This is a genomic window from Zoogloea sp., assembly GCF_041914405.1.
In the GTDB taxonomy this organism is placed as follows: Bacteria; Pseudomonadota; Gammaproteobacteria; order Burkholderiales; family Rhodocyclaceae; genus Zoogloea.
Genome location: NZ_JAYSDK010000060.1, coordinates 1 through 12,651, shown reverse-complemented (window position 1 = coordinate 12,651; position 12,651 = coordinate 1). Strand labels below are relative to the sequence as shown.

Annotated in this window: 12 protein-coding genes and 1 riboswitch; of the genes, 3 read left to right on the top strand and 9 right to left on the bottom strand. The window is 65.8% G+C overall.

Annotated elements, in window-relative coordinates; all coding sequences use genetic code 11:
• Together metH and ACE3RX_RS22415 are read right to left on the bottom strand one after the other, a co-directional pair.
• Nucleotides 1-2,327, bottom strand: a 2,327-nt coding sequence (gene metH / locus ACE3RX_RS22420) for a methionine synthase (protein WP_374487188.1), incomplete at its 3' end; no start/stop codon positions are given.
• 85 nt (nucleotides 2,328-2,412) lie between these two features.
• A riboswitch (S-adenosyl-L-homocysteine riboswitch) is annotated at nucleotides 2,413-2,484 on the bottom strand.
• Between the two features lie 49 nt (nucleotides 2,485-2,533).
• Nucleotides 2,534-2,830, bottom strand: coding sequence for an oxidoreductase-like domain-containing protein (locus ACE3RX_RS22415; RefSeq protein WP_374487187.1), 297 nt, complete (start codon nucleotides 2,828-2,830; stop codon nucleotides 2,534-2,536).
• Between ACE3RX_RS22415 and ACE3RX_RS22410 the strand changes: the two genes are divergently transcribed.
• Entirely contained in the window at nucleotides 2,829-4,262 is a 1,434-nt protein-coding gene (locus ACE3RX_RS22410) for an AAA family ATPase (RefSeq protein ID WP_374487186.1), read from the top strand. The genes ACE3RX_RS22415 and ACE3RX_RS22410 overlap by 2 nt on opposite strands.
• Here the strand turns inward: ACE3RX_RS22410 and ACE3RX_RS22405 are convergent.
• From ACE3RX_RS22405 to ACE3RX_RS22395, 3 genes are all read right to left on the bottom strand, one after another.
• Complete coding sequence (locus ACE3RX_RS22405) at nucleotides 4,241-4,564, bottom strand: hypothetical protein (RefSeq protein ID WP_374487185.1); 324 nt, start codon at nucleotides 4,562-4,564, stop codon at nucleotides 4,241-4,243. The genes ACE3RX_RS22410 and ACE3RX_RS22405 overlap by 22 nt on opposite strands.
• Before the next feature lie 340 nt (nucleotides 4,565-4,904).
• On the bottom strand, nucleotides 4,905-6,284 hold the full coding sequence (locus ACE3RX_RS22400; protein WP_079435457.1) for a cbb3-type cytochrome c oxidase subunit I: 1,380 nt from the start codon (nucleotides 6,282-6,284) through the stop codon (nucleotides 4,905-4,907).
• 26 nt (nucleotides 6,285-6,310) lie between these two features.
• Complete coding sequence (locus tag ACE3RX_RS22395; protein WP_079435458.1) at nucleotides 6,311-6,736, bottom strand: cytochrome c; 426 nt, start codon at nucleotides 6,734-6,736, stop codon at nucleotides 6,311-6,313.
• A 289-nt stretch (nucleotides 6,737-7,025) separates the two neighbouring features.
• Between ACE3RX_RS22395 and ACE3RX_RS22390 the strand changes: the two genes are divergently transcribed.
• Together ACE3RX_RS22390 and ACE3RX_RS22385 are read left to right on the top strand one after the other, a co-directional pair.
• Nucleotides 7,026-8,249 carry a RimK family alpha-L-glutamate ligase gene (locus ACE3RX_RS22390; RefSeq protein WP_374487184.1) on the top strand — a complete coding sequence of 408 codons (1,224 nt, stop codon included), beginning with the start codon at nucleotides 7,026-7,028 and terminating at the stop codon, nucleotides 8,247-8,249.
• Nucleotides 8,246-9,364 carry a phosphoserine transaminase gene (locus tag ACE3RX_RS22385; RefSeq protein WP_374487183.1) on the top strand — a complete coding sequence of 373 codons (1,119 nt, stop codon included), beginning with the start codon at nucleotides 8,246-8,248 and terminating at the stop codon, nucleotides 9,362-9,364. The genes ACE3RX_RS22390 and ACE3RX_RS22385 overlap by 4 nt, the downstream gene beginning before the upstream one ends.
• Before the next feature lie 217 nt (nucleotides 9,365-9,581).
• Here the strand turns inward: ACE3RX_RS22385 and ACE3RX_RS22380 are convergent, their stop codons facing one another.
• The 4 genes from ACE3RX_RS22380 to napG are packed head-to-tail and all read right to left on the bottom strand — an operon-like array spanning nucleotide 9,582 to nucleotide 12,543.
• The gene (locus tag ACE3RX_RS22380) at nucleotides 9,582-10,241 is read right to left on the bottom strand and encodes a NapC/NirT family cytochrome c (protein ID WP_374487182.1); all 660 of its coding nucleotides are present in this window, start codon (nucleotides 10,239-10,241) and stop codon (nucleotides 9,582-9,584) included.
• Nucleotides 10,242-10,265: 24 nt separating this feature from the next.
• Entirely contained in the window at nucleotides 10,266-10,754 is a 489-nt protein-coding gene (locus ACE3RX_RS22375; RefSeq protein ID WP_374487181.1) for a nitrate reductase cytochrome c-type subunit, read from the bottom strand.
• Nucleotides 10,754-11,614: a quinol dehydrogenase ferredoxin subunit NapH gene (napH, locus tag ACE3RX_RS22370; RefSeq protein ID WP_374487180.1), complete on the bottom strand. Its 861-nt coding sequence runs from the start codon at nucleotides 11,612-11,614 to the stop codon at nucleotides 10,754-10,756. The genes ACE3RX_RS22375 and napH overlap by 1 nt, the downstream gene beginning before the upstream one ends.
• 2 nt (nucleotides 11,615-11,616) lie before the next feature.
• Nucleotides 11,617-12,543 (bottom strand): ferredoxin-type protein NapG, encoded by a 927-nt coding sequence (gene napG, locus ACE3RX_RS22365; RefSeq protein WP_374487189.1) that lies wholly within the window; start codon nucleotides 12,541-12,543, stop codon nucleotides 11,617-11,619.
• Nucleotides 12,544-12,651 lie beyond the last annotated feature (108 nt).

Here is a 12,651-nt window from a genome sequence, read left to right as displayed (position 1 = left end):
AGCACCACGCCGACGATGTTCTTGCCGATGTCGTGCACATCGCCCTTCACGGTGGCGATGACGATCTTGCCCTTGCTGGTGGCGCCGGTGCGGGCCTTTTCCTCTTCGATGAAGGGAATCAGGTGGGCCACGGCCTGCTTCATCACGCGGGCCGACTTGACCACCTGGGGCAGGAACATCTTGCCAGCGCCGAACAGGTCGCCAACCACGTTCATGCCGGCCATCAGCGGGCCTTCGATCACCGCGAGGGGCGGCTTGCCTTCGGCGGCCAACTTGGCTCGCACTTCCTCGGTGTCGGCGACGACGAAGTCGGTAATGCCTTTCACCAGCGCGTGGGACAGGCGGGCCTCGACGGGTTGCTCGCGCCAGGACAGATCGGGGCCGGAATCCTTGGCCTTGCCTTCCTTGACGGTCTGCGCGAACTCCACCAGCGCCTCGCCGGCACCCGGGTGGCGGTTGAGCACCACGTCCTCGACCTTGGCGCGCAGCTCCGGCTCCAGGTCGTCGTAGACGCCGAGCATGCCGGCATTGACGATGCCCATGCTCATGCCAGCCTTGATGGCGTGGTACAGGAACACCGTGTGGATCGCCTCGCGCACCGGGTCGTTGCCGCGGAAGCTGAAGCTCACGTTGGACACTCCGCCGCTGATCTTGGCGTAGGGCAGATTCTCGCGGATCCACGCGACGGCCTGGATGAAGTCCACCGCGTAGTTGTCGTGCTCCTCGATGCCGGTGGCAATCGCGAAGATGTTCGGGTCGAAGATGATGTCTTCCGGCGGGAAACCAATGCCGGTCAGCAGCTCGTAAGCCTTGGCGCAGATCTCGGTCTTGCGGGCGAAGGTGTCGGCCTGGCCCTTCTCGTCGAAGGCCATCACGATCACCGCCGCGCCGTACTGGCGGCATAGGCGCGCCTGGCGCAGGAACTCGGCCTCGCCCTCCTTCATGGAGATGGAGTTGACGACGCCCTTGCCCTGGATGCACTTGAGGCCGGCCTCGATGACGCTCCACTTGGAGGAGTCGAGCATGATCGGCACGCGGGAGATGTCCGGCTCGGAGGCGATCAGCTTGAGGAACTTATCCATCGCGGCCAGCGAATCGAGCATCGCCTCGTCCATGTTGATGTCGATGACCTGGGCGCCGTTTTCCACCTGCTGGCGGGCCACCGCCAGCGCGTCGTCGAAACGGCCTTCGAGGATCATGCGAGCGAAGGCGCGCGAACCGGTGACGTTGGTGCGCTCGCCGACGTTCACGAACAGCGATTCCGGACCGACGTTGAAGGGCTCCAGGCCGGACAGGCGCAGCTTCTTCTCGATGTGCGGGATGCTGCGCGGGGTGACCAACGCCACCGCCTCGGCAATCGCCTTGATGTGCGCCGGCGAGGTGCCGCAGCAGCCGCCGACGATGTTCACCAGGCCGGAGCGCGCCCATTCGACGATCTCGGTGGCCAGCTGCTCAGGCGTCTCGTCGTAGCCGGTGGGCGACAGCGGATTGGGCAGGCCAGCGTTGGGGTGGGCGGACACGAAGGTGTCGCAGACGTTGGAGAGCTCCTCCACGTACTGGCGCAGCTCCTTGGCACCCAGCGCACAGTTCAGGCCGAAGCTGATCGGCTGCGCGTGGCTGAGGGAGTTCCAGAAGGCCTCGGCGGTCTGGCCAGACAGGGTGCGGCCGGAGGCGTCGGTGATGGTGCCGGAGATCATCACCGGCACGCGCTGCTTGATGTCGGCGAACAGCTTCTCGACGGCGAAGACGGCCGCCTTGGCGTTCAGCGTATCGAAGATCGTCTCGATCAGCAGGATGTCGGCACCGCCCTCCAGCAGACCTTTGGCCGAGTCATAGTAGTCATCGACCAGCGCATCGAAGCTGATGTTGCGGAAACCCGGATCGTTCACATCCGGCGAGATCGACAGGGTGCGCGACGTGGGGCCGAGCACGCCGGCGCAGAAACGCGGCTTGGCCGGGTTGGCCGCGGTGAATTCGTCGCACAGCTGACGCACCAGGCGGGCGCCCTCCACGTTCAGCTCGTAGGCCACGTCGGCGAGGCCGTATTCGGCCTGGGAGACGCGGGTCGCGTTGAAGGTGCAGGTCTCGATGATGTCCGCACCGGCGTCCAGGTAGGCCCGATGGATGCCGCCCACTACATCCGGGCGGGTCAGCACCAGCAGGTCGTTGTTGCCCTTCAGGTCCTTGGGATGATCGGCGAAGCGCTGGCCGCGGTAGTCGGCCTCACCGAGCTTGTGCTGCTGGATCATCGTGCCCATCGCCCCGTCGAGGATCAGGATGCGGTGGGTCAGGGCGGACTGGAGTTCGGCGGTGCGGTCGGCTTGCATGGATCTACCTCGGTACGGATTTGTCAGCCGGGAGAAATGCGCTGCAGCGACGCAAAAGCGAACGGCGCGGCAAACCCGGCTGGAAGGTTTGCGAGCGCCGTTGATGATTGCCGAGCCTGGCCCACGTGTTTCGCAGGTCGCAACGCTCCTCGGCAAGAGCCGGATTTTACGGGGTTTTCAGTCCATCTGCCAAGATCGGGCAGCGTTCAGGCGCCGACAGCGGCAAGCAATTCTCGGGCGTCATCCCGCCACCAGCCGAGGGCGGCGTAAAAGCCCTCCCACACGCAGCCGTTGCAACCACGCCCGCAGCAGGCGGTCGGCGCCGGCGGTGGATTGCGGTGCGCCAGTCCGGCCGCGTCCAGCAGGCCGCGGATCGCCGCGATCTGTGCCTCGGCCTCGGCGAGGTTGGTGGAGCGATGGGTGAAGGGATCGGCAAACGCAGTCATGGCGGCAACTCCGGCGAGGGTCGCGACGATAGCACGGGCGGGGGATAATCCTGTCATGTCCTCACCACTCCCACCCTGGCTCGAGGCCTTCCGCGCACAACTTGGTGCCGAAGTCATCGAAACCCATATTTCCTGGCTGCTGCTGGCCGACGGTTTCGCCTGGAAGCTGAAGAAGCCGATCACCCTCCCCTTCCTCGACTACGGTTCTGCAACCCGCCGGCAGTTCTTCTGCCAGGAAGAATTGCGTCTCAACCGGCGTTTCGCACCCGAACTCTACCTGGGCCTGGAGGCGATCGGCGACAGCGGGGAATGGGCGGTGAAGATGCGCCGCTTCGCGGAGAGCCAGCGCCTCGACCACGTTTGCGCCCGCGGGGCGCTGACGCCCGAGCACCTGTCGGCCCTTGCCCGTGTCGTGCATGCCTTCCACCGTGCAGCGGCAACGGCCCCCACCGGCAGCCGCTTTGGCGAACCAGAGCAGATCCGCGCGCCGGCCATCGACAACTTCACCGCAATCCGCAGCTTGCGGCCAGATGCCACCACATGCCTTGACCGGCTGGAAGCGTGGACCGAAACCGAGTTCGCGCGCATCGCGCCGCGACTCGCGGCCCGCAAGGCGGCTGGCCACGTTCGCGAATGCCACGGCGATCTGCATCTGGGCAACATGGTGCTGCTGCACGGCGACGTGGTCCCTTTCGACTGCATCGAGTTCAACGACGACTTCCGTTGGATCGACGTAGCCTCCGAGCTGGCCTTCACCTACGTGGACCTGCTCGACCACCAGCGGCCCGGCCTGGCCGCCTGGCTGCTGAATGAGTGGCTGATCGAGTCCGGTGATTTCGATGCAGTGCCTGTGCTGCGCTTCTACGCCGTGTACAAGGCGATGGTGCGCGCCAAAGTCGCCGCCTTCGCCGGCCAGCCGGACACCACCAACGACTATCTGGCCCAGGCAGAACGCCTGACCATGCCGCCGCGCCCGCAGCTGGTGATCACCCACGGCCTGTCCGGCTCCGGCAAGAGCAGTCTCAGTGCCGAGTTGCTGCGCGCCGACCCTGGCGCCGCCACGCTGCGCCTGCGTTCCGACGTGGAGCGCAAGCGCCTGTTCGGCCTGGCCCCGCTAGCCAGCAGCCGCTCCTGCGTGGCCGGCGGCATCTACACGCCGGAAGCAACCCGCCGCACCTATGCGCGCCTTACCGAACTGGCAGGCCAGATGCTCGACGCCGGCTGGTCGGTGATCGTCGATGCGGCATTTCTCAAGCGCAGCGAGCGCGACAGCTTCGCCGCGCTAGCGCAGCAGCACGGCGCCGACTTCGCGATCCTCGCCTGCGGGGCCCCGCTGGACGAACTGCGCCGCCGCCTGCTGGACCGCCGCAACGACCCGTCGGAGGCGACGGTAGAGGTGCTCGAGCGCCAGCTGGAATGGATCGAGGCACTAGGCGCGGACGAATGTACCCGCGTCATCCCGCCACCTCAGCGCAGGGAGCCGACGTAACGCTCGGTCGGGTGAGTGGCGTTGGGCCGGGACGCCCGCAGACGATCAAGCAGCCCGCGGGCCATCCGGTCGTTGGTGACGTGGCCTTCAGCGGGCGGCGCCTCCAGCTCCATCGCGGCCCGCAGGCGGGTGGCCAGCTCGGTCAGCTCGGCATGGCCGGTGTCCACGGCCAGACGCACGATCTCCCGCGCGTAGTCCTTGTTCACCCGCATGTACTCCACGTCGGTGATGCGATTGTTCACCCGGCGCATCAGCAGGTGGATGCGGCCGAGCAGGCCGTAGATGACGGTATCGGATTCCATCGCGGCTCTCCTTTCCGGTTCCGTTGAAATATCAGTTGATCAGGCGTGACGTAGCCGGATGCCGGCGCCACCTGTCCACCAAGGGCGCAGGTGACGCATGTGCACATGCAGCAAATCCCGTGCCGACCGATTCGGCTGGAAAGCCCGTGTTTCCGCGCCCCTCGCGCCCCCCGATGGATCATCCATCCGACATGAAGCACCAGCCCGGTGCAGACCACTGGCATCGCCCTGCCCACCTCCGCTTGCGGCGCCCCCACGGGATACCTTGGCGGCTGGCCCCAAAAAGCACAAAGCCCGGCCAGGGCCGGGCTTTGCTTCGCGACTGCGGAGGAAGGAACGATCAGGCTGCCTTGGCCTTCTCGTTACCACCCACGAAGAAGCTGACGATGTAAAGCAGCAGACCGATCAGGAACATCACGCCGGTGCCTTCACGCAGCCAGTAGAAGATCGAGATCTGGTCCTGGGCCGCCATGAACGGGATCGGGGTGCTGCTGTAACGCTGCAGCCACACCTGCAGGATGCCCGCCGCGGTGAGGAACAGGGTGATGAACACCATCGCCACGGTCATCAGCCAGAAGGCCCACATCTCCAGCACCTGGGAACGCTCGCTGTTGGCGGCGCGACCACGCAGGATCGGCATCGCGTAGCTGATGATGGTGAGAACGACCATCGCATAGGCGCCGTAGAAGGCCATGTGACCGTGGGCGGCGGTGATCTGCGTGCCGTGGGTGTAGTAGTTCACCGGAGCCAGGGTGTGCAGGAAGCCCCACACGCCGGCGCCGAGGAAGGACATCACGCCAGTACCCAGGGCCCACAGGGTGGCGGCCTTGTTCGGGTGCTCGCGGCGGCGGCGGTTCACCATGTTGAAGGCGAACACGGTCATCGCGAAGAACGGAATCGGCTCCAGCGCGGAGAACACGGAACCCCACCACTGCCAGTATTCCGGCGTACCGATCCAGAAGTAGTGGTGGCCGGTACCGATGATGCCGGTGACCAGGGTCAGGGTGATGATCACGTACAGCCACTTCTCGATCACTTCGCGGTCGACGCCGGTCACCTTGATCAGCACGAAGGCCAGCAGGGAGCCGAGGATCAGTTCCCAGACGCCTTCGACCCACAGGTGCACGACCCACCACCAGAAGTACTTGTCGAGCACCAGGTTGGACGGGTTGTAGAAGGAGAACAGGAAGAACACCGCCAGGCCCCACAGACCCATCATCAGCACCAGGCTGATCGAGGTCTTGCGGCCCTTCAGCATGGTCATGGTGAGGTTGAACAGGAACACCAGCGCGACGACCACGATGCCGACCTTGGTGATCAGCGGCTGTTCAAGGAACTCCCGCCCCATCGTCTCGAGGATGTCGTTACCGGTCAGGTGAGCCAGCGTGGCGTAGGGCACCAGCAGGTAGCCAAGGATGGTGGCCGCACCGGCGACGAGGAAGACCCAGAACATCGCGATCGCCAGCTTCGGCGAATAGAGCTCGGTCTCGGTTTCCTCCGGGATCATGTAATAAGCCGCGCCCATGAAGCCGAACAGCAGCCAGACGATCAGCAGGTTGGTGTGGACCATGCGGGCCACGTTGAACGGGATGGCGGGGAACAGGAAGTCCCCGATGACGTACTGCAGGCCCATGATCAGGCCGAACAGCACCTGACCGAGGAACAACCCGATGGCCGCGATGAAGTAGGGCTTCGCGACCGACTGGGAGGAATATTGCATGGTGATGGCTCCTTTCAGATCGGCGATCAGCCTTCGATGTTGGGCGGCCAGTTGGCGGTGTTGATTTCCGACGAATACTTCAGGAATTCAACGAGGTCATTCAGCTGCTGTTCCGTCAGGTGGAAATTGGGCATCTGGCGACGGCCCGGTGCGCCGGTGGGCTGGGACTGGATCCACGCCTTGATGAACTCGGGGCCGCGACGCTTGTAAACGTTGCCCAGCTCCGGTGCAAAGTAGGCGCCCTCACCCATCAGGGTGTGGCAGCCGATGCAGTTGTTGGTCTCCCACACCTTCTTGCCCGCGACGACAGCCGGCGTCAGGTTGGCGTGGTTGTCCCGCTTGGGGATGGTCTGCATCGAATCGAAGGTCAGCGCGAGGAACAGGAGCGCAAAAAACACGGTGCCCCCGTAAAAGATGTTACGCGCCATGGATTTTGTGAATGTCCCGCTCATGGAACCTCCCTGGATGGCTTCGCTGCACGGCGCAGCTTGGCCCGGATGTTCCGGATCGCGGGGGGTAACGTCCTTGACTCGGGTCAAGCGCGCCGGATGGTGCTCCGCCCCGCACCATCATGCACGCCAGAAGGATATGCAGTTGTCCCCCAGCCAGCCCCTGATGAATGCCGGATGGGAGGGCCGGCGGCGGCCCCCGGCGCCCCCGTGAAACACGACGGTAGTCAGCCCAGCGGCAAGGCCCGATAATCGCGACCGTCCGAACGATCCCCACGCCCTGCGCCCCGCCATGACGCTCCACCCCGAACACGACTTCATCGGCCTCGCCCCATTCCTGCGCCTCAGCATCGCCGGCGGCGACCTGCGCCAGGTGGCCCAGGTGCTGCTGGAGCAGGCCCGGCAGGACCAGGACAACCCGAACCTGTGGATGAACCTGGCCACAGCGTTCTTCACCCTGGGCGAGCGGGACCTCGGCCTGACCATCCAGAGCCAGGCTCTCCAGATGCAACGCCGCTACACCCTGCCGGCGCGGCGGCAGCCGGCCCGCAGCCGCCTGCTGGTGCTGCTGAATGCCGGCGACCTGGCCGAGAACACGCCGATCGACTGTCTGCTCGAAGACAGCGACGTGGAGCTGATCTACCAATACATCAGCGCCGCCGAGCCGCTGCCCGCCGACCTGCCGGAGCACGACGCCGTTCTCGTGGGCCTGTCTGTCACCGACACCAGCCAACCCATCCTCGACGCCCTCGTGCCCCTGCTTGCCCACTGGCCCAAGCCGGTCATCAACGCCCCGCAACACATCCCCAACGTGGAACGCGAGGCCGCCAGCGCACTGCTGCAAGGCGTCCCCGGCCTGCTGATCCCGGCCACCTGGCCGGTGGATCGGTCCGCCCTGGCTGCCTTCGCCGACGGCAGCCGGTCCATCGAGGACAGCTTCCCCGGCGGCCGCTTCCCGGTGATCCTGCGCCCGACCGGCTCCCACGGCGGCCACGGCCTGGCGCGCATCGACAGTGCGGCGGAGATCGACGCCTATCTGGCTGCCGAGCCCGAAAACAGCTTCTACCTGTCAAACTTCATCGACTACAGCGGCTCCGATGGGCTGTTCCGCAAGCTGCGCGTAGCGCTGATCGACGGTCAGCCCCTCCCCTGTCACATGGGCGTGTCATCCCACTGGATGATTCATTACCTCAACGCCGGCATGTACGAGGACGCCGCCAAGCGCGCCGCAGAACTGGCGTTCATGGAAGGCTTCGCCGGCTTCGCCGCCCGCCACGCCACCGCGCTAGATGCGATCCACCGCCGCTCGGGGCTGGACTACCTCTGCATCGACTGTGCCGAGACCCGCGACGGCGAACTGCTGATCTTCGAGATCGACCACGCGATGGTCGTCCACGCGATGGACCCGGAAGAGCTCTTCCCCTACAAGCAGGTGCACATGCTGAAGGTGAAACAGGCTTTCGAGGACTATCTCTACCGCCTTCAGGTCCAATCCGCTGCGAGCGTCCGCCGATGACCACTTCAGGCCCCAACCCGCTGAACGCGCTCAACTTCTCCGGCGGCCCCGGCGCACTGCCAGACGTCGTGCTGCAACAGGTGCAGGAAGCCATCCAGGCCGTGCCAGGCGTCGGCCTGTCCATCCTCGGCATCAGCCACCGCTCCGACTGGTTCGCCGCCGTCGTGGACGAACTGGAGAACAATATCCGCACGCTGCTGGGCCTGTCGGCGGACTACCGCGTGCTGTTCCTGCAGGGCGGTGCGACCCAGCAGTTCTCTATGCTGCCGATGAGCCTGCTGGCTGGCAGCACGGAGCCCGCCGACTACCTGCACACCGGCTACTGGAGCGGCAAGGCGCTACCCGAGGCACGCAAGGTCGGGCCAGTGCGCGTGCTGTGGAGCGGCGAATCCGGTCGCTTCCGGCAGCTGCCGACCGACAACGAGCTCGACTTCAACCCGCGGGCGCCCTATCTCCATTACGTCTCCAACGAGACCGTCGAGGGGCTGCAGTTCCACCGGGTGCTCGGGCGTGATGATGTACCGCGTATCTGCGACATGTCCTCCGACTTCCTGTCGGCGCCCGGTGACTACAGCCGCTTCGCGATGATCTACGCCCACGCGCAGAAGAACATCGGCCCGGCCGGCGTGACGGTAGTGGTGCTGCGCGACGAACTGCTCGCCAACGCGCCGGACAACCTGCCGGCATTCCTCGACTACCGGGCGCAGATCGCCGCCCACTCCATCCTCAACACCCCTCCGGTGTTCGCCATCTACGTCGTGCTGCTGGTGACCCGGTGGCTGCTGCAGGACATCGGCGGGCTCGCCGAGATGGACCGCCGCAACACTGCCAAAGCCGCGCTGCTGTACGGCACGCTGGATGCCAGCCACGGTTTTTATGCCGGTCACGCGGCCCCCACCGACCGCTCGAAGATGAACGTGGTGTTCCGCCTGCCAACCCCCGAGCTGGAAGCCGCCTTCCTCACCGAAGCCCGTGCCGCCGGCTTCTCGGGCCTGAATGGCCACCGCAGCATCGGCGGCATCCGCGCCTCTATCTACAACGGCCTGCAACTGGCCGCCGTCGAAAAGCTGGTGGATTTCATGGACGGTTTCCGGCGACGGGCACCGAACTCCTGAGCAAGCCGCGGCGAGAGCGCCTGTGGGGGCGAATTCATTCGCCCGCAGAGCTTGCCCATACGACCGAGGGCGAATGAATTCGCCCCTACACGGATCCCCGCAAATTTCCTCTCTACCAACCTTCAGCCCCCAAAAGCAGACGGGCCGCAAATGCGGCCCGCCTACTCCCCAGGGTCCGGGCCCGAGAGCCCGGAGTCTTCTCCCCCTTCTAAAGGTTCTAGCTCTTCGGCGCCTTGTCGGCGGCCTCCGGCTTGGCCTCTTCAGGCTTCAGCGGCGGATGGAATTCCTCCGGCGTCGCACCGTCCTTCGGCGCGCCGATGGACTGCTCGACGGCCGGCAGCGTATGGGCAATGCCCTTGTGGCAGTCGATGCAGGTCTTCCCTTCGTTGAGGCCGGTCTGGTGCATGCGCGACGAACGGCGCCCCTGCTCGGCGTAGTCGAAGCCCTCGAAGTTGTGGCAATTGCGGCATTCGCGGGAATCGGTCTTCTTCATCCGCTCCCATTCATGCTTGGCCAACTCCAGGCGCTTGGCGTTGAACTTCTCCGGCGTATCGATGGAACCGAGGATCTTGTGCAACACCTCGTTGGACGCCTGGATCTTGCGGATCATCTTGTGCGTCCAGTCCTTCGGCACGTGGCAATCCGGACAGGTTGCGCGCACGCCCGAGCGGTTCGAGGCGTGGATGGTGTTGCGATACTCCTGGTAGACGTTGTCCTTCATCTCGTGGCACGAGATGCAGAACTCTTCCCGGTTGGTGAATTCCATCGCGGTGTTGAAGGCACCCCAGAACAGGATGCCGCCGATGAACAGCATGGCGGCAAAACCCCAACCCACTGAGCGGATGCGGCCGATGAAGCCCTTATTGTTGGTATCCATTTGTGCAACTCCCTAGTCTGGCGCTCAGCGCATGCCGGTGCCGGGCTTGAAGGTATTCCCCACCAGCGGACGGGCGTCACTCTGCGGTACGTGACACTGGTTGCAGAAATACCGGCGCGGCGACACGCTGGACAACTCTTCGCCCTCACGGGTCTTGAAGTGGGTCACCGAGATCTTGGTCGCACCGGTTTCCTTGGCGCGGCTCCAGGCATGGCAGTCCAGGCACTTGTTGAAGTTCTTGGTGATGTTGTAACCCTTGATCTGGTGCGGAATCAGCGGCGGCTGCTGCACGAAGTCACGCGGCAGCGGCGGCTGGTCGCGCCCATAGCGGGTGCCGTCGCCTTCCGGATCGCTGGCGTTGATTTCAGCGCCACGCAGAGTTTGCAGCTTGACGGGCGCCTCGGTGGCGGCCACCGCGGCGGGAGCGAAGAAGGTCTGGGCGAGTGCCGCAGACAGGGTCAGGGCCAGTGCGGCAGCCCGCAGACGGGCGGAATTGAAGGTCGGCTTGTTCATCACTCGCTCCTTTGGTCGAACCTATGAGTCATTTTGAAAACCTGTTTGTCACATACATCGATGCAGCGCCCGCAGGTGGTGCAATCGGACGAAAGAATCAGCGGCCCGGCCTGCCCGACCGCCTTGAGGGCCGGGCGGATCACCTGCGGCTCGGGGCACACGGCGAAGCAGTCCATGCAGTCGTCGCAGGCGCTGCGCTTCGCCGCAGAAACCCGTAGCAGCGCGGTCCGGCCAAGCAGACCGTAAAAAGCGCCCATCGGGCACAGGTGGCCACACCAGCCGCGGCTGGCCACCAGTACGTCGTAAACAAAGATGCCGGCGATCACGAACAGCCCACCGCCCATCCCGAAAATCAGCCCACGGTGCAGCAGGGACACCGGATTGACCCATTCCCAGGCCAGCCGGCCGGTAACGGCGGCGGCCACGAGGATGCCGCCGAGCAGCCAGTAGCGCGTTGCCGCGTCGGGCACCCGGCCGGTCTTGATGCCCAGCCGGCGGCGTGTCCATGCGGCAGCGTCGGTCACCACGTTCACCGGGCACACCCAGCCGCAGAACACCCGCCCGCCGACCAGCAGGTAGAAAACCAGCACGATGGCCGCGCCGGTCAGCGCCGCCACATACGGCAGATGTCCGGTCAGCAGGGTCTGCAGCGCCAGCAGGGGATCGGTCAGCGGCAGCACGCCCAGCGTCAACGACGAGGACAGGTTGCCCTTGGCGATCCACAGCCCGAACCACGGCCCGGACAGGAAAGCCAGCAGCACCAGCGCCTGGCTCAACCGGCGCAGCACCAGCCAGCGCTGACGCTGCCACAGGCTGCGCGGCACGGAGGAATCGCTCGAAGACACGGGCACGCTTGCCATGATCAGGGCTTCCAGTGGGAATCCAGACCGCGGCGGAGCCCGCCGGACGCCTCTTTCGGCGACGGCACGGGTGCCGCAGACGGCGCGGAGGAAGGCGCCGGCGCCACGGGTGCCACCACCGTCTCGGTGGCGCTGCGCCCGGCCGTCGAGCCTTCGAAGCCACGTACCGGCAACTCCACCTGCTCGCCGATCAGCGAGCCGCCATGGCGCGCCTTTTCCTCCCAACCCTTGCGGTAATGGGACGGCAATGCCCCCTGGGCCAGCTTGCGCGGAAAGACCTTGATTGCGGGCTCGGGCAGCACGCAGGATTTCTCGCACTTGCCACAGCCGGTGCAGGCGTCGGAATGCACCGTCGGCAACAGCATCGCGTGGCGGTCCGAGCGCGGGTTGTGCTGGGTCTCCAGGGTGATCGCCTTGTCGATCACCGGGCATACCCGGTAGCACACGTCGCAGCGCAGGCCGAGAAAGTTCAGACAGCTCTCGTGGTCCACCAGGGCTGCAAGGCCCATGCGGGCCTGGTTGATGTCGGTCAGCTCCCTGTCCAGCGCGCCGGTCGGGCAGGCCTTCACGCACGGGATGTCATCGCACATCTCGCAAGGAAGCTGGCGGGCCGTGAAATACGGCGTGCCGGTCGGCACCGGCTCACCGAGATCGGCCAGCTTGAGGATGTGGTACGGACAGTCGCGCACGCACAACCCGCAGCGCACGCAGGCAGCCAGGAAATCGTCTTCCGCCAGCGCCCCCGGCGGCCGCAGGGCCTGGGCTGGCAGCGCCGACGCGCTACGCGAATACAGCCCCGCGCCGAGCGCCAGCAGGCAGCCGCCACCGGCGGCAGCGGCCACGCCGTTGATGAAACGGCGCCGCGCCGCCGATGCCGGCGATTCGGCAACGGTCGACTTGCGAACGGGTTGGCGGGCGGAATCCACGATCAGTCCCTTCAGCGGGCACGCGCGACCCATGTCCCTGTGGGGGGGGGATGATTATCCCCCCGGGGGGCCGAGGCAGGCCCCGGGGGCAGGAAATAGACCCCCCCCGGG